Below are 19,667 nucleotides of genomic sequence, written 5' to 3'. Positions count from 1 at the left end.
GACGACGACCTGCCCGAGCCCCGGGACATCGCCCTGGAGCAGGCCACCCCCGAGCAGGTCGAGGAGCTGGAGGCCGCAAGCGACGAGGACGACTGACGACTTCAGTTCCCGGCCGGTCCGGCCGATCTCCCCGTCGACACCGCGTCGATCGAGAGGCTGGACGAGGTCCATGTGGATCCGGGCACGAGCCCGTCTGTGGTCGTGGCAGAAGGCACTGGCGGTCGCCTGCGCGGCCGTCGCCGTCCTGTGGGGCGGCTGGCCGCAGGCCGTGGTCGTCGGCGGGGTGCTGCTGCTGCTGACGGTCAAGGCGTACGCGATCGTCCGGGCGATCGGCTGGGCCGCCGCCAACGCCAAGGAGTACAGCGCGGCGTACAAGGCCGACGTGCCGCAGACGGTCGAGGAGGGCATCGCCCTCCTCCGCGGGCGCGGGCGGTTCTTCCTGCCCTTCGGCATCAAGGACCACGTCCTGCGAGGCTGGACCCACGAGCGCGACAGCGACACACCGCAGCGGGCCCGCACCCGCGAGGTCGCCCGCCGCACGGTGTCCTGCCTCTTCGGCGCCCGGCCGCTGGTGAAGGCCGCCGCAGCGGTGTGCGTGCTGGCCGACCTGCGCCTCGGACGGCGAGCGGACGCGTTCCACCTCCCCTGGACGGAGGTGCCGCTGGTCGTCGTCCTCGCGGTGACCACCGCCGTGGTCAGCACGGTGCTCGTCGTGGAGGCGGTCACCTGGTACGTCACCGCCGGGTCGTACGCGCGGCCGTTCCACATGCTGGGCTTCACCCGGCGGACCGCGGCCGCCCAGCCCCCCGCGTCGGCGGAGATCCGGGTGTTCGCCCGGCTCACCGCCTACGCCGTGCTCGCCGACATCGTCGCGTGCACCGCCGTCCAGCGGTTCAGTGGCGGCTTCAGCGCCGCCCGGGAGGGCGGTGGCCTGGCCGCGGAGTTCGACCGGCTGACCCACTTCGCCTACTTCGCGCTGAGCAGCCTCACCACCACCGGCGGGTCACCGGTGGAGCCCGAGAGCTCGGTGGCGAACCTGCTCAGCGCCCTGGTGATGACCCAGACCCTGCTGATCGTCGTCTTCGCCCTGACCCTGGCCAGCAGCCTGCTGCGGGAGGACGCCGACTCACCCCGCACCGCTCCCCGACGTGTGCTCGACCCCGCGGACGACGACGCTGCCGACCTCCCGGAGAGCGGGCCGACCGTCGGCCCGGCGGTGACCGGCGTTGGTTGAGCGGCGCGGCGACACGGGTAGGTGCGGCACATGGAGATCCGGGACCTGCTGCTGACCGCGTTCGACAACGTCGAGGAGGCCGTGCGCGGCGCCCTCGACGGGATCGACCCGGAGCTGCTCAACGCCCGGGTCGACCCGGAGGCGAACACCATCGCCTGGCTGGTCTGGCACCTCACCCGGGTGCAGGACGACCACGTCTCCGAGGTCGCCGGCACCGAGCAGGCGTACACGGCCAACGGCTGGGCGGAGCGGTTCGGGCTGCCCTTCGACGTGGGCGCCATCGGCTACGGCTTCAGCAGCCAGGACGTCGCCCGCACCCGGATCACCGACCCGCAGCTGCTGATCGACCACCACGCCGACGTGCACGCCCGCACCGCCGAGTTCGTCCGCGGCCTCTCCCCCGCCGACCTCGACCGGATCGTCGACGAGCGCTGGGACCCGCCGGTCACCCTCGGCGTCCGGCTGGTCAGCGTGATCACCGACGACCTGCAGCACGCTGGGCAGGCCGCCCTGCTGCGGGGCACGTTGGAACGGCGCTGAGCACACGGCACTCGGTGTCACCCGGAGGTACCGTCCGAACGGTGAGCAACGACGCCACCAGCCCCGACTTCTACGCCCTCGAGGACCTGCTGGAGCCCGCGGAGATCGAGGTCCGCAACCGGGTCCGGGAGTTCTGCGCCCGGGAGGTCACCCCGGTCATCAACGACTACTGGGAACGGGCGGAGTTCCCGTTCGAGCTCGTCCCGAAGATCGCCGAGCTGGGCATCGCCGGCGGCACCGTCGCCGGCTACGGCTCGGCCGGGATGAGCGCGGTCGCCGCCGGCCTGGTCGCCGCCGAGTGGGCCCGCGCCGACGGCAGCCTCGGCACCTTCTACGGCGTGCACAGCTTCCTGGCGATGCAGTCGATCGCCCTGCTGGGCGACGAGGAGCAGCGCGAGCGCTGGCTGCCGGCGATGGCCCGGATGGAGCTGATCGGCGCCTTCGGCCTGACCGAGCCGCAGCACGGCTCGGACGCCGTCGCGCTGGAGACCCGGGCCCGCCGGGACGGCGACGAGTGGGTGCTGACCGGGGCGAAGAAGTGGATCGGCAACGGCACCATCGCCGACCTCGTGCTCATCTGGGCCCGTGACGAGGACGGCGCCGTCGGCGGCTACGTTGTCCCGAAGGGGTCGATCGGCTGGACCGCGACCCGGATGACCGGCAAGACGGCGCTGCGGGCGGTGTGGCAGGCCGAGATCACCCTGGACGAGGTGCGGGTGCCGGCTGAGAACAAGCTGACCAACTGCCACTCGTTCAAGGACGTGTCGGTGGTGCTGGACCGCACCCGGTACACCGTGGCGTGGCGCGCGCTGGGCATCGCCGAGGCCGCCTACGAGCTGGCGCTGCGGCACACCCTGCAGCGGGAGCAGTTCGGCCAGCCGATCGCCGGCTACCAGCTGGTGCAGGACAAGCTGGCCCGGATGCTGGCCGAGATCACCAGCATGCAGCTGCTGAGCTGGCGGTTGAGCAAGCTGGCCGACGAGGGCCGGATGACCGCGGCGATGGCGTCGATGGCGAAGATGAACAACTGCAAGAAGGCCCGGCAGATCGTCGCCGACGCCCGGGACCTGTTCGGCGGTGACGGCATCCTGCTGGAGCACCACATCGCCCGGCACCACGCCGACATCGAGGCGATCTACACCTTCGAGGGCACCGACCACGTCCAGGCGCTGATCGTGGGCCGGGACATCACCGGCATCTCGGCGATCACCGGACGGCGGTCGGCTCGCGCCGAGCGGAAGCCGGCCGAGCCGCCGCAGTCGATCTAGCCGACCTGCCGGAGCGCCGGAGTGGTCCGCTGCCGGCACTCCGCGCAGGTGGACCGGCCGGCGCTCATCCGGTCCCAGCGCTGGGCGCCCCAGACCTGCACGATCGCCCCGCAGACGGCGAGCTCGACCTCCCCGTCGAGCTCGTCGGCGGGGCGGTGCGCCTCCACGGCGTGCCAGGACATCGGCTGGTCGACCGGCTGCGCCCACGACCTGCGGTCGGGACGGGCGAATCCGACGGCGTACGTGCTCACGCACCACGGTGTGCCCCAGGCCACACCCGCTCAATCATCAGGTGAACTGCCGGTGCGCCGTCAGTGCAGCAGCTTGAGCCCGATCACGCAGCCGACGATGCCCAGCAGCAGGAGCACCTTGGCCACCGACGCCGGCTCGTCACCGGTCACCATCGCGTAGGCCACGGTGAGCGAGGCTCCGATGCCCACCCACACCGCGTACGACGTCCCCACCGGCAGCGTCCGCATGGCGTAGGCGAGCCCCACCATGCTGGCCACCACGGAGACCCCGAAGACGACGGTCGGACCGAGCCGGGTGAAGCCCTCCGACCGGCCCAGCGCGGTGGCCCACACCGCTTCGAGGACGCCGGAGAGCACGAGCACGAGCCAGGACATGAGGAGCTCCTCCGTGCCGTCTTGTCGCACACCGGGTACGGCACCCTCGTCCGGGAGCCACGTCGGGCTCTGATCCCAGCGTGCCACACCCGGTCGGGCGCCACCGGACACCCAGGCCCACCAGCCACGACGTCCGGGGCTTGGCGAGATCCGACAGACATCTCATTCGTCCTTGGTGACCCAGGGCACACAGCTCGACCGGTCAGCTGCCGATGATGGCGACATGTCACGTCGGCTCGCCTCTGTGGGGACCGCGACCGAGCAGCAGGTCGCCCCCGAGCGTTCGGCCTCGCCCTGGTGGCGGACGGCCGTGGTCTACCAGGTGTACCTGCGCTCGTTCGCCGACAGCAACGGCGACGGCATCGGTGACCTGGCCGGGCTGCGCGCCCGACTGCCCTACCTGTCCTGGCTGGGCGTCGACGCGCTGTGGATCAACCCGCACTACCCCTCCGGCGGCGCCGACGGCGGCTACGACATCTGCGACTACCGGGCGGTCGACCCCGACTACGGCGACGTCGCCGACCTGGAGGCCCTCGTCGCCGACGCCCGCCGGCTCGGCCTGCGGGTCGTGCTGGACGTCGTCCCGAACCACACCTCCGACCGGCACCCCTGGTTCGCCGCGGCGCTGGCCGACCCGGACTCCGCCGAGGCGTCCCGCTACCACTTCGCGCCGGCCTCGGAGGAGCCGCCGAACAACTGGCGCTCGCTGTTCGGCGGGCCGGCCTGGTCACGTACCCCGGACGGCCGCTGGTACCTGCACCTGTTCGCCCCCGAGCAGCCCGACCTGAACTGGCGCGACCCGGCGGTGGCCGCCGACTTCGAGAAGACCTTGCGGTTCTGGCTGGACCGCGGCGTCAGCGGATTCCGGGTCGACGTCGCCTACGGCCTGTTCAAGGACGCGCAGCTGCGCGACAACCCCGGCGCCTACTCCCCCACCCTCTTCGGCCACGGCCCCGAGCAGGCGATGACCTGGAACCAGCCCGAGGTGCACGACGTCTGGCGCCAGTGGCGGGCGGTCTGCGACGAGTACGAAGACGCCATGCTGGTCGGCGAGGTCTGCCTGGCCGACCTGAGCCAGGTGGCGCTGTACTCCCGGCCCGACGAGATGCACCAGTCGTTCTCCTTCCGGCTGCTCAAGTCGCCGTGGGACACCGCCGCCTTCGCCGACGGCGTGCAGACCGCGCTCGACGCGTTCAGCCAGGTCGGCGCGCCGGTCTCCTGGGTGCTGGGCAACCACGACAAGGACCGCCAGGTCACCCGCTTCGGCGGCGGCGAGCTCGGCACCGCCCGGGCCCGCGCGGCCGCGCTCATGGTGCTGGCGCTGCCGGGCTCGCCGTACCTCTACGCCGGCGACGAGCTCGGCCTGCCGCAGGCCGTCGTGCCCGACGAGGCGAAGACCGACCCGATCTTCTTCCGCAGCGGCGGCGCCCGCGCCGGCCGCGACGGCTGCCGGGTCCCGATGCCGTGGAACGCCTCGGACGGCGTCGGCTTCTCCCCCGACGGTTCCGCGGAACCGTGGCTGCCCATCCCGGCCGACTGGGACCGCTACGCGGTCTCCTCCCAGGTGCGGGACGGCAGCTCGATGCTCACCCTCTACCGCCGGGCGCTGGCGCTGCGGGCGGCGCACTCCGCCCTCGGCTCCGGTGAGGCGGTCGTCAGCACCCAGGGCGACGTGCTGACCGTGCGCTGCACCGGGGACGGCGAGGTGGTGCGCTGCGTGGTCAACATGGGCAGCGAGACCGTGCTGGAGCGGACGTCGGGCTCGGTGCTGCTCGCCTCGGCGGCCCGGGTGCACGACCGGGCCGGCACCATCGCCCTCCCGCCGAACACCGCCGTCTGGCTGCTGGAGGACTGAGCCCCGCGTTCAGTCGAGGCAGAACTCGTTGCCCTCGGGGTCGGTCATCACGATGAACCCGAGGCTCAGCGGCGGCTCGGGCTCGGCGCGGCGCACCCGCGTCGCGCCGAGCGCGACGAGCCGGGCGCACTCGGCTTCCAGCGCCGCCATCCGCTCCTCCCCCTCGAGCCCCGGAGCCGCCCGGACGTCGAGGTGCAGCCGGTTCTTGGCGACCTTGCCCTCCGGGACCTGCTGGAAGAACAGCCGTGGCCCGGAGCCGTCCGGGTCCTCGACCGCCGAACTGGAGTTCCACTGGTCCTCGGGCACGCCGACCCGGGCGAGGAAGTCGTCCCAGGCGGCCAGCGGGTCGGCGCCGGCGGGCAGGTCCGTGCCCGGCGGGGCCGGGTGCACGTAGCCCAGCACGTCCCGCCAGAAGGTGGACAGCGCCCGCGGGTCGGCGGCGTCGAAGGTGACCTGCCATTCGCGACTCATCGCGTGGCTCCGTTCTCGGCGGCGTGTGGTGGCGGCGACCTCGGCCCCATCGCACGCTGACCTCCCACTTCAGGTTCTCCCACACGCGGGGGCTTGCCGCAAGCCCCCGGTGGTGCAGCAGAGTCTCCGGCCGGACCAACGAACTGGGGGCGCGGCTGTGGAGTTCGACGTGATCGTCGTCGGTGGTGGACCCACCGGCGTGCTGCTCGCCGCCGAGGTCCGGCTGCACGGGGTGCGCGTGCTGGTGCTGGAGCGGGACGCCGAGCCGACCCGGGTGGTCCGGGCGCTCGGGCTGCACGCGCGCAGCATCGAGGTGCTGGACCAGCGTGGGCTGCTGGGCCGGTTCCTCGAGCTCGGCACGCGGTACCCGGTGGGTGGCTTTGCCGGGATCAGCAAGCCGGCGCCGGACGGGCTGGACACCGCGCATCCCTACCTGCTGGGCATCCCCCAGCCGACCACCGACCGCCTGCTGACCGAGCACGCCGCCGGGCTCGGCGTCGAGATCCGGCGCGGCGGCGCGGCGGTCGGGCTCAGCCAGGACGACGACGGGGTGACCGTCGACCTGGGCGACGGCACGCAGCTGCGGTCGCGCTACCTCGTCGGCTGCGACGGGGGGCGGAGCACGGTGCGCAAGCTGCTGGGCGTCGGCTTCCCCGGCGAGCTTGCCCGGCGCGAGTGGCTGTCCGGCGAGGTGGCGCTGACCGCGTCGCCGGAGGAGGTGGCTGCGGTGGTGACCCGGGTGCGGAAGACCCAGCAGGGGTTCGGTGTCGGGCCTTCCGGAGAAGGGCTGTTCCGGGTCGTGGTTCCGGCCGAGGGGGTGGCCGAGGACCGGGCGGTCACCATCGAGGAGGTCGCACAGCGGCTGCGGGTGGTCGCAGGAACCGACTTCGGCGTGCACTCACCGCGGTGGCTGTCCCGCTTCGGCGACGCGACGAGGCTGGCCGAGCGCTACCGGGTCGGCCGGGTGCTGCTGGCCGGGGACGCCGCGCACGTGCACCCGCCGACCGGTGGCCAGGGGCTCAACCTCGGTCTGCAGGACGCCTTCAACCTGGGCTGGAAGCTGGCCGCGCAGGTCAACGGCTGGGCGCCGGACGGGCTGCTGGACAGCTACGAGTCCGAACGGCACCCGGTGGCCGCGGACGTGCTCGACACGGCGCGCGCGACGGCGGAGCTGCTGTCGACCGAGCCGGGCCCGCAGGCGGTACGCCGGCTGCTGTCGCAGCTGATGGACATCGAGGAGGCCAACCGGTACCTCGTCGAGAAGGTGACGGCGATCGGCATCCGCTACGACTTCGGCGGGGAGCACCCACTGGTGGGCCGACGCCTGCGGAACGTGGCGCTGACGGGCGGGCACCTCTACGGGCTGATGCACGCCGGCCGTGGTCTGCTGCTCGACCAGACCGGCCGGCTCTCCGTGGCGGGCTGGGCCGACCGGGTCGACCTCGTCGTCGACGAGAGCGACGAGCTGGACGTGCCAGCAGCGCTGCTCCGGCCGGACGGCCACGTGGCGTGGGTCGGCGACGACCAGCACGACCTGCTCAGCCATCTACCGATGTGGTTCGGCGCAGAGCTCCCCGGCCCGCAGGTGACGCTGTGACCCCACGACTCGATCTCCACCTCGTTGATCAACGTCGGCGTCCAGAGCCCCTGCGCTGCCGACTGTTCCGCCTACCCCGGTCGGGAGTTCAGGCCGGCAGTCGGGGAGCCAGGAACCGGGCTGTCCGGCTCTCCGGCACGGCGGCGACCTCCTCCGGGGTGCCCGCCGCGACGATCCGGCCGCCGTCGTCGCCCGCGCCGGGGCCGAGGTCGAGCACCCAGTCGGCGCCGGCGACGACGTCCATGTCGTGCTCGACCACGACGACGGTGTTGCCGGCGTCGACGAGCTGGTGGAGCTGGCGCATCAGCAGCGCGACGTCCGCGGGGTGCAGCCCGGTGGTCGGCTCGTCGAGCAGGTAGAGGGTGTGCCCGCGCCGGGCTCGCTGCAGCTCGCTGGCCAGCTTCACCCGCTGCGCCTCCCCGCCGGACAGCTCGGTCGCCGGCTGCCCCAAGCGCAGGTAACCGAGGCCCACCTCCTGCAGGGTGCGCAGGCTGGTGGCCACCGACGGCAGGTCGGCGAGGACGTCGATCGCAGCCTCGACGGTCAGGTCGAGCACCTCGGCGATGTTCCTGCCGCGGTGGGTGACCTCCAGCGTCTCGGCGTTGTACCGGGCGCCGGCACACGTTGGGCAGGGCGCGGAGGTGCCGGGCAGGAAGAGCAGCTCGACAGCGACGACACCCTCGCCCTGACAGGTGGGGCAGCGCCCCTCGGCCACGTTGAAGGAGAACCGGCCGGCGCTGTACCCGCGCGCCCGCGCCTCGTCGGTGGCGGCGAAGACCTTGCGGACGTCGTCGAAGAGCCCGGTGTAGGTGGCCAGGTTCGACCGCGGCGTGCGCCCGATAGGCTTCTGGTCCACCCGCACCAGGCGGTCGACGGCGTCCAGCCCCTCGACCCGCACCGGAGCGACGGCGTCGTCGTCCGGGGCGTCGTCGTCGGACTCCGGGTCGGGCTGGGGACCGACGTGCTGGGCGACGACGTCGGCGAGCGCCTGGCTGACCAGCGTCGACTTGCCCGAGCCGGAGACGCCGGTGACCGCGGTGAAGACCCCCAGCGGGAACGCGGCGTCGACGCCGCGCAGGTTGTGCCGCTCGACGCCGAGCAGGTTGATCCGGCCGGTGGGCCGGCGCCGGGGCCGGACGGCGGGACGCTCGGTGTCGAGGAGGTACGGCCGGGTCACCGAGTCCTCGACCTCGGCCAGACCGGCGACCGGGCCGCTGTAGAGCACCCGGCCACCCCGCTCCCCCGCGTACGGGCCGACGTCGACGATCCAGTCGGCGCGGCGGGCCAGCGCCATGTCGTGCTCGATGACGAACAGCGAGTTGCCCGCCGCCACGAGCTGGTCCAGCACGTCGAGCAGCGGCTCGGCGTCGGCCGGGTGCAGCCCCGCGGAGGGCTCGTCGAGGACGTAGACGACGCCGAAGAGGCCCGACCGCAGCTGGGTGGCGATCCGCAGCCGCTGCAGCTCGCCCGGCGACAGCGTCGGGGTGGTCCGGTCGAGGCTGAGGTAGCCCAGGCCCAGCCGGGTGAGCACCTCGATCCGGGCGACGAGGTCGGTGGTGATCCGGACGGCGACCTCGCCCGCCTCCTCCGCGCCCCGGAGCGTGGCCGCGAGATCGGTGAGCGGCTGGGCGGCGAGCTCGGCGATGGTCCGGCCGGCGAAGGTGACGGCCAGCGACTCGGGCCGCAGCCGGCGGCCGCCGCACACCGGGCAGGGTGAGGTCCGCACGAACCGCAGCGCCCGCTGGCGCATCGTGGGGCTCTTGGTGTTCGCGAGGGTGTGCAGCACGTAGGCGCGGGCGCCGGTGTAGCGACCCTGGTAGTCGCGCTGCACCTGGTCGACGCCGCGCACCGGGTGCACGGTGACCTCGGGCTGCTCGTCGGTGAACAGGATCCAGTCCCGCTCGGCCTGCGGGATGTCCCGCCACGGCCGGTCGACGTCATGGCCGAGCTCGATGAGGATGTCGCGCAGGCTCTTGCCGTACCAGGCGCCGGGCCAGGCGGCGATCGCGCCGTCCCGGATGCTGAGCGACGGGTCGGGCACCAGGGTGTCCTCGGTGACCACGTGCACCCGGCCCAGGCCCGAGCACTCCGGACAGGCACCGGCGGCCGTGTTGGGCGAGAAGGCGTCGGAGTCCAGCCTCTCGGCGCCCGGCGGGTAGCTGCCGGCGCGGGAGAGCAGCATCCGCAGCGAGTTGGACAGCGTCGTGACGGTGCCGACGGTCGACCGGCTGCTGGGCACCCCGCGGCTCTGCTGGAGCGCGACCGCGGGCGGCAGGCCGGCGATCTCGTCGACGACCGGGGCACCGACCTGCTGGATGAGCCGGCGGGCGTAGGGAGCGACGGACTCGAAGTACCGGCGCTGGGCCTCGGCGTAGATGGTGCCGAACGCCAGCGACGACTTGCCCGAGCCGGAGACGCCGGTGAACACCACCAGGGAGTCACGCGGGACGTCGACGTCGACGTTGCGCAGGTTGTGCTCGCGGGCGCCGCGGACCCGGACGCAGGCGTCCGCCTGCTCGTCGATCATGCCGCCCAGCCTGACCGGCGGTTCGCGTGCCGGCGTCGGCGGGGCCTCACCGATGACTTCCGCCGGCCGGAGCAGTCCAGGCCGGCGTACCCACTCGCACCATCGACGGGAGACCCATCGTGACCACCCCCACCCACGCCGGGCGCGCGTTCTTCGTGACCCTGCCCGTGGCCGACGTCCAGCGCAGCAGGGCGTTCTTCGCCGCACTCGGCTTCACCTTCGACGAGGCCTTCTCCGGCGAGGGCGCCGCCTGCATGCTGGTCGGCGAGCGGGCCAGCGTGATGCTGGGTGACCACGCGACCTTCGCGCAGCACTCGAAGCTGCCGATGGCCGACCCGACCACGCACGCGCTGGCCCTCTACTGCTTCAGCGTGCCGTCCCGGGAGGACGTCGATCGCGTCGTCGACGCCGCACTGGCGGCCGGCGCCGTCGAGGCCGACCCGCTGGAGGACCTCGGTTTCATGGTGTCGCGCAGCTTCTTCGACCTGGACGGCCACGGCTGGCAGGTCATGTGGATGGCCCCGGCGACGGCCGGGCAGGACGCCGAGCCGGCCGCGCAGGGCGCCGGGGTCTGACTGCCCCGGCTACTCGCCCAGCGCGCGGGCGGCCTCGGCGATGTCGCTCGCGGTGAGGGTCGAGACGTCGTCCCGGTCGAGGTCGTCGACGCTCTTGCCCTCGCCGCGGGTCAGCCGCAGCGCCTGGCGGTTGAGCGCCTGCTCGAACAGCGTGCGGGCGAAGCGCGCGTTGCCCGACTCCTGGTCGGAGGTGAGCCCGCCGAGGGCGTGGCGCAGCGTCAGGCCCGCACCGGGCTCCAGCACGTACTCGTGCTGGAGGACGACACCGGTGAAGATGGCCTCGAGCTCGGCGGTCGAGTAGTCGGGGAAGTCGATCTCCCGGGCGAACCGCGAGCGGAGACCCGGGTTGGAGGCCAGGAACGCCTCCATCAACTGGGGGTAGCCGGCCACGATCACCACGAGGCGGTGGCGGTGGTCCTCCATGCGCTTGAGCAGGACCTCGATCGCCTCGGGCCCGAAGTCCATCCGGCCGTCGGACTCCGGGGACAGCGAGTAGGCCTCGTCGATGAACAGGACGCCGTCGAGCGCCTTGCGGATCACGCGGTCGGTCTTGATCGCGGTCGAGCCGACGTACTGCCCGACCAGCGCGGCCCGGTCGACCTCGACCAGGTGTCCCTTCTGCAGCAGGCCGACCGCGCGGTACATCTCGGCCAGCAGCCGCGCCACCGTCGTCTTGCCGGTGCCCGGGTTGCCGAGGAAGACGAGGTGCTGGGACGTCGCCGCCTCGGGCAGGCCGTGCGCCTTCCGGCGGGCCTGCACCTGCAGGAACGCGACCAGCGCCTGCACCTGCTCCTTCACCGCCTCCAGCCCGATGAGCCCGTCGAGCTCGGCCTGGATCACTGCGAGCGGCCGGGCCGGCCCGGGGCGACCGCCGAAGAGGTCGTTCATCAGGTCGTCCACGGGGCGGAAACCGGGCCGTGGGAGCTGGTCACCGAGGCGGCCGACGGTCTCGCGGAGGTCGTCCAGCGGCTTGCGGTTGGACGCCATCTCCCGAGCGTAAGCGCCCCCGGGGCGGCGGGCCCGTCTCGAGCTGCCACCCGGCCACAGCGGTGAACGGGCACGCTCGGCCACCGGCACCCGACGCGGGGCTGCCGATGGCGAGGACAGCAGAAAGGCCCCCGACCGGCGTCTCCGCCGGCCAGAGGCCTGGGTGGCTCCCCCGATAGGACTTGAACCTATAACCCTGCGATTTGATCTTTACCTAGTTGATCAACGTCGACAGGTATTGAATCAACGCTCTGACCAGCATGTAATGCGTTGGCCGATGTTGGCGACGTGAGCCTGTTGCAGCACGTTTTCGATGAGTAAGCGATGCTTGGTCGGCACGATTAATCCCAAGGTCCGGTCGGCGTCCCGTGGCACTACTCCCCGGTAGCTCTGGACTTCAACAGACAACGGCGCACCCTGCCCCGGGTCAGTTCAGCCGCCCCAGGCCATGAGCCTGCCGAGGATTCCAGGGCGGCGAACACCCAGCGCACGCCGAGTGGCGCGAGAGCTCGAAGGCGAGGATGACTCCCCAGGCAACTAGCCGGGCCAGCATCGGGCCTCACCTGGAAAGCCCCACCCCGGATGGAAGTTATGAGCCGCTCAGCGACGCCTGTGACAACCTCAGGGGGTGGAGGACGGCGACACCTGGCGGCCACTCACCGTTGTCGAGGCCAGCGAGCTCGGGTGGCGGCCTTCTCCCCATGGGCTCGGCAACGTCACCAGGGCGTATGACGAGTGGACCCTGACCAGTCGCGACCAGCGGACCTACCTCCACCTCACCTTGGGCTGGATGAACGAACGCTTCGAGGCCGAGTGGCGCGACATCATGAAGGGCCCGGGGTATGAGGACAGCCCGGAACCGATCGACATCTTTGAGAGCCGCGTGGGGATGTCACCGAGCGACTGGGCCTGGATGACCCTGGCCGGCGTCGTCCGCGATGCAGTCGCTGCTTACGAGGTTTACGTGGTCAAGGCCTGCTTCGAGGTCTTCCGCACCCAAGGCCGACAGACGCGACACGGCCTGCCCCCGCAGTTCCCGGTCGCCCGCGAGGCGTGCAAGATGCTCGGGGTTGATGCTCGGCCCTCTGCGGTTAACGACATCTTCGAGCTGCGGAACGTCCTCACACACCAGCGAGGTGAGCTACGGACGGAGGGCGAGCGGCAGCAGTTCAGCGATCAGGACGGCTTTTGGTCATACCTCGCCCACCTGGATGAGGCTCGGGTGCTGCAGTGCCTCGATGTCTTGGCCGCCAGCGTGGATGCCTTGGACCCCATCATGTGGGCGTACAGCTGGGGCCAGCTGCCGGCCCCGCCCCTGTCAGGCACCTGAAGCGTGCGGCGCAGACTGAAGTTGTGAGTGAGCCGCGGGTCGAGCATCCCAAGCCAACCGCCGCCACTGTCCGGGAGCTCTACTTTCACGCCTTCACCTGCGCTCGCCCGGATTGCGGGGAGTGGCTCTACAAGCCAGGGGCGCGCGAACCTGTGCTGAACAGCCGCGTATCGCACATCCATGCGCGTCGTTCGGGCGGACCGCGATGGAGGGCGGACATGACCGAGGAGGAGAACCGGGCCGCCGGGAACCTCCTGGTCCTGTGCATCCCGCACTCCTACGAGATCGATGAGCACGAGGAGCAGTACCCCGCCGAGCTGCTGCAGGAGTGGCGGGTCGCCCAACGCAAGGAACACGAGCGAATCCGCAAGAACTGGCCCCTGACCGAAGCCGAGGTCGACGAGGTCGCCAGTTCATCGTTCGACCAAAGCGAACACCGAGCGCGCGCCATGGCCGACGCGGTCAGGGCGGGCGAGCGGCTGGCGCTGGCGGTCGAGGCGAGCCGCGGACCGGTCGCCGCACAGGCAGGGGCTTGGCTCGATCTGTGGGACCGGTACCGGCGGCGGCCTGTCGGCTATGACCTCGACGGCAACTTGGCTTACGCCAACCCGCCGAGATCTGAGATGGAACAACACAAGGCAGCCCTGCTGGCCGCCCTGGGCTCAGCACAAGCATCAACAGGGCCGATCCTCACTGACCTGAAGACCGAGATCGCTGTCGTGGCAGCTCAGGCCCCCGACGCCGCTCCCTGGTGCGACTGGCTAGTCCGAGCTGGTCAAGAAGCCTTCGAGGCAACGGGAAAGTGGCCGGGTCCGCCGCCGGCTACTGACAGTGATGCACTTAGCGACGCCGTTCGGGAGCTTCGTCGAGCTGCGCAGACTCTGGCCGCGAAGCTGCGGGGCGACGTCGCCGTAAAGGAGCCGCCTGCACCGCCCATTGCGGAGCCTCCTCCCCCGCCTGATGAGGCTACTGACGCTCTGCGACGCCATGAGGAGCTCCTAGAGCGCGCTGGGCCGTTCGCACGCGTAGATCACCGGCCCTACGACGCCGAACTGGCGGAGGAACTGGCTGTTGCAGCGGAAGCCGCGGCAGGCATTCCGCCGATCCGCTCAGCTGCGAGCATCGATCTTCGGGAGACGGCTCGCCTGGCCGCTGCGGTGGCTCGCAACGCCTCGGACTCAGACCTGTTGCAGCTGGTCGAACGTCACCGCGTCGTCCGACCAATCTGCGTGGCTGTTCATCTGCTGCGAGCGCTGCACTTCCTCGCACAGAAGCGAGCACTCCCGGAGCTCGAAGCGGCGATCCGGACGGCGCTGACTGCCGAGCTGGCGTCGCTGGACTGGACCGAACCGAATACGTGGTCTGGGAATGAGAACTACGGCACGGACGTCTTTGCGCTGGAAGCGTCACTGACAAGCGGGGAGGCGGTCAGCGCCAAGTTGTCTCAGATGCTGGTCCAGGCCCCGGAGCGGCTCGGAGACCTGCTGCTGTCTTGCGCCCGGTGGAGCGAGCTGCTGGACGAAGCTGGGCAGACGACTGGCTTCCAGCGCCGCTATCGCGAACTCTCAGCCTGGTTCCCCCGGGAAGCCCTGACGCGAGCCGCAGCGGCCGAGTATCCGAATGTCGCGCCCGCTGCGGACAGCCACGACGACCGTCTGACTGACGAGGTTGAGCGGCTGCTATCGCAGGTTCTGCGGCTGTTGCGGCCCACTTCTAACACGCTTTGAGGAACCGGCCAGGTTCCCCTCGCCGCGGTGGTCGCCGGAATGCTGCGCACGCGATCGCGTGGCGTCTGCCGCGGCGTTGAGCTCGAGCCGACGAGGTCGAGTGACCGGGCTCGTGCTGTTCCCTTGGTCGACGTGGTCTCGGTGGTCTCGGGTGCCAGTGGTTCCGGGCTGGACTCGCGAGACGACCGAACTGATGAGGTCGTGCAAAGGCGCCCTGGCGGGTGCGCAGCTGGATGGATCAGGTGCTTGCTTGGAGCAAATGAGCTTTGATTCGCTCCGACTTCGGCAATTAGTTCCCTAGGCGCTCGGCCTAGCGGGTCGCAGAGCGACCACGGCGCGGATCCCTGCTGGGTCAGACGTGACGGGCGGATCGCGCAGTGCCTAGCGTCATCCCCCCGCGATCCAGTCGCTGGGGATGAGCTTGACTCCCCCTCGCCACTTGTGCCGTACCGCGTCCTGAAACCACTGCTCGGGCAGGTCGGCGTGGTCGCACACGATGATCTGGAAGTGCGGGGCCAGCTCTGCTACTACATCCCTCATTAGCTCGAACATCGCCCGTACCGCGACCCTGTCGGCGTCCTTTCCAGGCTCTCCACTGTCGTTGTCAGCATCCGACGGGTAGTGCGCCTGGGTGGGCTGGTCGAGCATCAAGAATCGAGGCACCGGCCGGCCTTGCAAAGTGAAGAACCGGTGCAGTGCGAGATGGGCCGCAAGGTGGTAGCCGATCCAGTTGGCGGCGCTGCCAATGCGAAACAGAGGTGTGGGCCCAGTCGGCGTATCGGTGACGACAGTCAGCCGGGCGAGGTCGAGGCGCACGCTCTCACTGCTGTGCTCGAGGTTAAGGCGTGCCGCGTAGGCGCTCATGTCCCGGCCGATCGTGAACAGGCGCGAGGTAAGCTGCTCGCGGTCGTTGTCGCCATCTAGGTCTCCTTCGAGGGCCGCAATTGTCTCCCCGACCTGCCGAATGCGCTGACGCAGGACCTCAAGCTGAACCTCATCCGCAAGCGCAGCGCGGCTGAGGAACGCGTCGATGCGCCCCCGGGTGAAGTCCCGCTGACTTGCGCCGGTATTACCGACGATGTCGGCGGAGCGTTCGAGGTTGAGCAACGCCGACTGCCTCGCGCGCAGCTCGCCGCGGAGGCGCTCGGCCTCCTGGTCCAATTCGGCCAGCGCCCTACGGCGCGTTGGACGCGCGCCGGTCAGCGCACCGACTTCGGCCCGGAGCGCCTCCAGCCCGGTGCGTAAAGCCTCTGCCGTTGGGTCGGGCTCTATGAGCTCGTGCCCACACGCGGGGCAAGCCTCCTCATCCAGCGCCGGCCCGACGTCATCACCGCGTTGAGCATCTCCGCCAACGCCGTGCCCCGTCTGAGCCGGTAGGAGCTGAACGGCCGCCAGCCGGTCTACCTGCTGCTCGAGGGCACTGGTGAAGCCGCCTGCCGCTTGCGACTCGCCGAGAAGTAGCGCCCTGTCATCTAGGACGCGGCGAAGGCTTGCCCGCAGCGAGTCGCGGGCGGTCACAAGGGCGTTCCGCTCGTCTTGGGCCCCTGCGTCGAGCAGCGGCCGGGGGGCTGGCTGCGCCGTACGGGCCGCCTGCAAGAGGCGAACGATAGCGCCCCGCCCAGTGGTCGAAGTGCTGTCGGGGGCGGCTTCTGCCATGGCGTCCGAGATCAGGCCGACGGCGCGGGCCTCGGTAAACATTCCCTGAAGTTCGACGTCAATGGTGGCTGCTGCGGCTTCAGCGCGGTCAAGCTCATTGGTTAGGCGTGTCAGGGTTCGCTTCGCATCGCGCAATTGCGCCCGCTTCAGCGCGTCGTCGCGGTCGACCGCCCCCAAGAAATAGGGGATGGTGTCGCGTAGAGCCTGGTCGATGCCCTGCTCACCTTGGCGGTGGAAGAGCGTGGTGGAGCTGGCAACTTCGTTCTGCCCCTGCAAACACAGAAGCGCAGCGTGGCTGAGGTTGGCTTCGAGAGGCTGCCTCAGGGATCCGGGACCGGGCTCGGTGACGTTCTCCTCGATGCCGATGTGACGACCGAGTTGCTCACGGAGGGCGCGGGTGTCGATGTTGACCCGCAGGTCCTCCAGGGGAGGTGGCGTCAAGTCGGCCCCGAACTCCAGCATGGCGAGGGTCGTGCTGGCTTTCCCCTTCGCCGGCGCAGGCCGGGCGACGAACGCTCGCCCGTCATCGAGCTGCCACAGTGCGGAGTACCAGACGACGGTGTCCGAGATCGGACCGACGGGCACAAGAACCTGCGACCTACCCAAGCAGTACTCGACGATGGTGAGGAGGGCGCTCTTCCCGGTCTGCGACTCGCCTGTGACGATGTTGAGGGCGCCGACCACGAAGTCGACGCTGCGGGTTCTGCCGTCGGCGTTGTAGACGGTGATCGCCAGGAGTTGCACGGCGGTTAGGGTGCCACGCCGAGCAAGACGAAGGCGGTAGCTGGTCGGTCGATCTTGGTGAGCCACTTGCCCACAAAGCCAGCCCTGTTGATGATCTCGCCGGTTTCGGTGCCGCGCGACGACCGGGCATCGAGGTCGCCAGACAGGCGGCCGAAGACGTCGACGGTCAGCACCGAGTGCGCCAGGCCGAATCGAATTCCTTCGCGGACCACCCCTGCCAGCGCGTGCGATCTGCGGGAGAAGCCCGCGTGCAGTACGGGGTAGGCCGCCAACCAGTTGGCCAAGTGGGTCCGGGTATCACGGGGCAGCGCCTCCCGGGTTCCGCGGTGAAGCACCATCGGGGCGACCAGGTACGCCAGGGGCCACGGCATCGGACCGCCCTCAGCCCGTTCGTACTCGACTGCAGCAGCGGCAGTCACCAACGCCAGCAGCGCAGGGTTCAGCATTGCCCCCTGCGCTGGTGAGCGCTCCCGCCATGTAGTCATGGACGACCATCCTGACATGACCGTGTCCCCGTGGGTCGCGTCGCCAGTCACTTGGCGCAGGTTGTGGCCTTTTCGTTTGGACCGCGCATCAGGCGGTTGCGACCACTGCTTGCAGACGGCTGGCGAAGTCCGGATGCCAGCCGATCCCGACGTGCCCAGACCGGTTCGCGAGTTCGTGGCGTTTACCGCGAGCAAAGAACGGGTCGTCGTAGTGCCGGCGGATCGTTACTGACGTGGAGTCAAGGAGCTGTCTCAGCAGCACCTTTCCCGCCCTGACCTTCGTCGCCTCGTCGATGGTCGATGGGTCGTACTCGCCCACCCCGCCCGTCACATCATCGAGCATGTCGGAGAACGCGCGTGCCCATTCATCACGCAGGTTTGCCTCGAACCGGCTTAGCTCGTTCAGCTCGAGCAGGCTGTCGTCTAGCCATTGTGTCTCTTGCGCTATAGCGCGATAATAGTCGATGACTGCGCGGCGCAGGTTGTCCTGCGGGTAAGACACCAGCCTCATCTGGTCGACGAAGCGCGCGTCGTCGGCGCGTGTGATGGGCTCCTCAGGTATGTCCTCGCGTTCTATCGTCGTCCAGAGACTGTCGGGGCCGAACCCGTTGCGGAGGTCTTGAAGAAAGGCTTGAAGCTGCCCGACCTCCAGGGCGGATCGCCGGCCGGCCAGCATGTCGACCGCCACCCTGTCCCACCAGCGGCGGACCTCAGCCACAAACCGGCTTTGCGCTTGCTCGCCCTGCGGGAGAACTAGCGTTAGAGCCCGGCGGACGGCAGCGTCAATATCTTGCGGTTGGGTGGCACCGTCCAGGACCCGAACCTTCGCTAGCAGGTTCTCTCTTGCGGCCGGTGAGAGGTCGAGAAACGTCACGCGTGCCGTCTCGGTACTTTTGGACGTCGACCCCTCGGCGGCCTGCTGCAAGAGCCTTGACGCACGAGGCACGTCACGGGTCGCGGGGTCGGGGCGCAGCAGGTATGCGGCGGTACCTGATTGTGCGACCGAAGTGGTAACCAGAGCTAGGTCGGCGCCACTAGGGTCCGTGGCGTCCGCGCGGGCCATCCAGTTTCCTAGGGTCTTCCAAATGTCGGTGTCCTTATCGCCGAGCCCTGCTGTAGCCCTCCTATGCAATTTCGCCTGGAGCAGCTCAGTGGCGCTGCCAGATGTGTCCTCCCAAGCGATGTCGTCGTGCATCTCCACAGAAATTGCTTGGTCCGGGCGATGCGGCGCCTGTCGTAGTAGCTCAAGAAGAGCCCAGGACGTTTGATAGAGGTAGCCAGAGGCGGAGGCCGCCGCGCTGTGGGTTTCCGAGGGCATCTGCTGGCCTCCTCCTTGCCTGCACCGAGTCCCATCCCGGTTCTACTGAAGCGAGCGTAGGTGTGACCCCGCTTCAGTGTGGCCCGGGTTCATCTCCGTCATCGGCAAGGTCCCCGGCGTCGAGGCGTCGGTTCTTGGAGGACAAACTGAGCACTGGACCGAGAGACACAAGATCACAAGGTCGACACGGACCCATGAACATGCGCCCGGCACGGCGCGTCAGCGCCTGAGGCGCCAGCCCGGATATCAGCGCTGGTCAGGCGACCCGGAGCCCCAGGTTGGGCCGAGGGACCTGACTCGCGCGGCGCGCCCAGCCAGCGGGCCAAAGTGCGCCCGGGGGCAACGAAGGTCCCGCCTACCCCAACAGGGTCGTACCGGCGGCGGATCCGCGATACCAGCCGTCCGCTGTCCACGGCGCCGACCGAGCCACGCCCCTCATCGTAAGTCCAGCAACGTCACGAGCACGCCGCAAAGCGGCTGCAGCAGCCCCCCGCCGACCCCGTCGCCAGCAAGATGACGACCGACACACCTCTTGCATCAGGGTTCGCCCGATTCGTGGTGACGAGTCCATGCACCTTGATACGGACCCTGGCCTGCATGGGTACCCGACGAACCGACGACTACCGCGCTCGCCGACGAGAGCGGGAGCGTCAGCGTCGTCATCAGCAGGAGCGCGCCGTGGCTCGCCAGAACCGTGCACCGGTCCGGGAGCCGGTACCGACTCCCG

16 protein-coding genes and 1 riboswitch are annotated in these 19,667 nt (G+C 70.3%); of the genes, 8 read left to right on the top strand and 8 right to left on the bottom strand.

The genetic code is table 11. The features are described from left to right. Positions 1-169: 169 nt before the first annotated feature. From HLA93_RS05720 to HLA93_RS05710, 3 genes are read left to right on the top strand one after another with little or no spacing between them, the layout of a single operon-like run. Positions 170-1,234 (top strand): hypothetical protein, encoded by a 1,065-nt coding sequence (locus HLA93_RS05720; protein ID WP_222193311.1) that lies wholly within the window; start codon positions 170-172, stop codon positions 1,232-1,234. 30 nt (positions 1,235-1,264) lie between these two features. Further along, positions 1,265-1,774 carry a mycothiol transferase gene (locus HLA93_RS05715; RefSeq protein WP_222193310.1) on the top strand — a complete coding sequence of 170 codons (510 nt, stop codon included), beginning with the start codon at positions 1,265-1,267 and terminating at the stop codon, positions 1,772-1,774. Between the two features lie 41 nt (positions 1,775-1,815). Further along, positions 1,816-3,042: an acyl-CoA dehydrogenase family protein gene (locus HLA93_RS05710; RefSeq protein ID WP_222193309.1), complete on the top strand. Its 1,227-nt coding sequence runs from the start codon at positions 1,816-1,818 to the stop codon at positions 3,040-3,042. Here HLA93_RS05710 and HLA93_RS05705 read toward each other — a convergent pair. Further along, positions 3,039-3,293, bottom strand: a complete 255-nt coding sequence (locus tag HLA93_RS05705; protein ID WP_222193308.1) for a hypothetical protein — start codon at positions 3,291-3,293, stop codon at positions 3,039-3,041. The two genes, HLA93_RS05710 and HLA93_RS05705, sit on opposite strands and share 4 nt — an antisense overlap. Positions 3,294-3,353: 60 nt before the next feature. Continuing rightward, the gene (locus HLA93_RS05700) at positions 3,354-3,668 is read right to left on the bottom strand and encodes a DMT family transporter (protein ID WP_222193307.1); all 315 of its coding nucleotides are present in this window, start codon (positions 3,666-3,668) and stop codon (positions 3,354-3,356) included. 10 nt (positions 3,669-3,678) lie between these two features. After that, positions 3,679-3,741, bottom strand: a riboswitch (guanidine-III (ykkC-III) riboswitch). 171 nt (positions 3,742-3,912) lie between these two features. Between HLA93_RS05700 and HLA93_RS05695 the strand changes: the two genes are divergently transcribed. Continuing rightward, complete coding sequence (locus HLA93_RS05695) at positions 3,913-5,523, top strand: glycoside hydrolase family 13 protein (protein ID WP_308127961.1); 1,611 nt, start codon at positions 3,913-3,915, stop codon at positions 5,521-5,523. 9 nt (positions 5,524-5,532) lie between these two features. On the opposite strand, the gene HLA93_RS05690 is transcribed toward HLA93_RS05695, so the two are convergent. Then, complete coding sequence (locus HLA93_RS05690) at positions 5,533-5,994, bottom strand: VOC family protein (RefSeq protein ID WP_222193305.1); 462 nt, start codon at positions 5,992-5,994, stop codon at positions 5,533-5,535. A gap of 157 nt (positions 5,995-6,151) precedes the next feature. Between HLA93_RS05690 and rox the strand changes: the two genes are divergently transcribed. Continuing rightward, positions 6,152-7,591 carry a rifampin monooxygenase gene (gene rox, locus HLA93_RS05685; RefSeq protein WP_222193304.1) on the top strand — a complete coding sequence of 480 codons (1,440 nt, stop codon included), beginning with the start codon at positions 6,152-6,154 and terminating at the stop codon, positions 7,589-7,591. A gap of 88 nt (positions 7,592-7,679) precedes the next feature. Here rox and HLA93_RS05680 read toward each other — a convergent pair whose 3' ends face one another. Then, entirely contained in the window at positions 7,680-10,118 is a 2,439-nt protein-coding gene (locus tag HLA93_RS05680; RefSeq protein WP_222193303.1) for an excinuclease ABC subunit UvrA, read from the bottom strand. A gap of 119 nt (positions 10,119-10,237) precedes the next feature. Between HLA93_RS05680 and HLA93_RS05675 the strand changes: the two genes are divergently transcribed. Further along, positions 10,238-10,693, top strand: coding sequence for a VOC family protein (locus HLA93_RS05675; RefSeq protein ID WP_222193302.1), 456 nt, complete (start codon positions 10,238-10,240; stop codon positions 10,691-10,693). Positions 10,694-10,702: 9 nt separating this feature from the next. Here the strand turns inward: HLA93_RS05675 and HLA93_RS05670 are convergent, their stop codons facing one another. Continuing rightward, positions 10,703-11,680: an AAA family ATPase gene (locus tag HLA93_RS05670; protein ID WP_222193301.1), complete on the bottom strand. Its 978-nt coding sequence runs from the start codon at positions 11,678-11,680 to the stop codon at positions 10,703-10,705. Between the two features lie 628 nt (positions 11,681-12,308). Between HLA93_RS05670 and HLA93_RS05665 the strand changes: the two genes are divergently transcribed. After that, a complete protein-coding gene (locus tag HLA93_RS05665; protein ID WP_222193300.1) occupies positions 12,309-13,010 on the top strand; it encodes a hypothetical protein in 702 nt (233 codons plus the stop codon). A gap of 218 nt (positions 13,011-13,228) precedes the next feature. After that, complete coding sequence (locus HLA93_RS05660) at positions 13,229-14,737, top strand: hypothetical protein (RefSeq protein ID WP_222193299.1); 1,509 nt, start codon at positions 13,229-13,231, stop codon at positions 14,735-14,737. A 387-nt stretch (positions 14,738-15,124) separates the two neighbouring features. Here HLA93_RS05660 and HLA93_RS05655 read toward each other — a convergent pair whose 3' ends face one another. From HLA93_RS05655 to HLA93_RS05645, 3 genes are all read right to left on the bottom strand, one after another. Next, a complete protein-coding gene (locus HLA93_RS05655; protein WP_222193298.1) occupies positions 15,125-17,137 on the bottom strand; it encodes a DUF3732 domain-containing protein in 2,013 nt (670 codons plus the stop codon). A 5-nt stretch (positions 17,138-17,142) separates the two neighbouring features. After that, a complete protein-coding gene (locus tag HLA93_RS05650) occupies positions 17,143-17,622 on the bottom strand; it encodes a three component ABC system middle component (protein WP_281425156.1) in 480 nt (159 codons plus the stop codon). Positions 17,623-17,710: 88 nt separating this feature from the next. Next, positions 17,711-18,940: an ABC-three component system protein gene (locus tag HLA93_RS05645; protein ID WP_222193296.1), complete on the bottom strand. Its 1,230-nt coding sequence runs from the start codon at positions 18,938-18,940 to the stop codon at positions 17,711-17,713. Between the last annotated feature and the right edge of the window lie 727 nt (positions 18,941-19,667).

This window comes from Modestobacter italicus (assembly GCF_019799965.1).
Lineage (GTDB): Bacteria > Actinomycetota > Actinomycetes > Mycobacteriales > Geodermatophilaceae > Modestobacter > Modestobacter italicus_A.
This window is presented reverse-complemented; position numbering and strand designations above follow the sequence as displayed.

What these genes read in the sequence shown, in the direction of transcription:
- HLA93_RS05670 (WP_222193301.1), bottom strand. Translation starts at nt 11,680, where the DNA reads ATGGCGTCCAACCGCAAGCCGCTGGACGACCTCCGCGAGACCGTCGGC.
- HLA93_RS05650 (WP_281425156.1), bottom strand. Translation starts at nt 17,622, where the DNA reads ATGACTACATGGCGGGAGCGCTCACCAGCGCAGGGGGCAATGCTGAAC.
- HLA93_RS05690 (WP_222193305.1), bottom strand. Translation starts at nt 5,994, where the DNA reads ATGAGTCGCGAATGGCAGGTCACCTTCGACGCCGCCGACCCGCGGGCG.
- HLA93_RS05715 (WP_222193310.1), top strand. Translation starts at nt 1,265, where the DNA reads ATGGAGATCCGGGACCTGCTGCTGACCGCGTTCGACAACGTCGAGGAG.
- HLA93_RS05680 (WP_222193303.1), bottom strand. Translation starts at nt 10,118, where the DNA reads ATGATCGACGAGCAGGCGGACGCCTGCGTCCGGGTCCGCGGCGCCCGC.
- HLA93_RS05660 (WP_222193299.1), top strand. Translation starts at nt 13,229, where the DNA reads ATGACCGAGGAGGAGAACCGGGCCGCCGGGAACCTCCTGGTCCTGTGC.
- HLA93_RS05700 (WP_222193307.1), bottom strand. Translation starts at nt 3,668, where the DNA reads ATGTCCTGGCTCGTGCTCGTGCTCTCCGGCGTCCTCGAAGCGGTGTGG.
- HLA93_RS05645 (WP_222193296.1), bottom strand. Translation starts at nt 18,940, where the DNA reads ATGCCCTCGGAAACCCACAGCGCGGCGGCCTCCGCCTCTGGCTACCTC.
- HLA93_RS05720 (WP_222193311.1), top strand. Translation starts at nt 170, where the DNA reads ATGTGGATCCGGGCACGAGCCCGTCTGTGGTCGTGGCAGAAGGCACTG.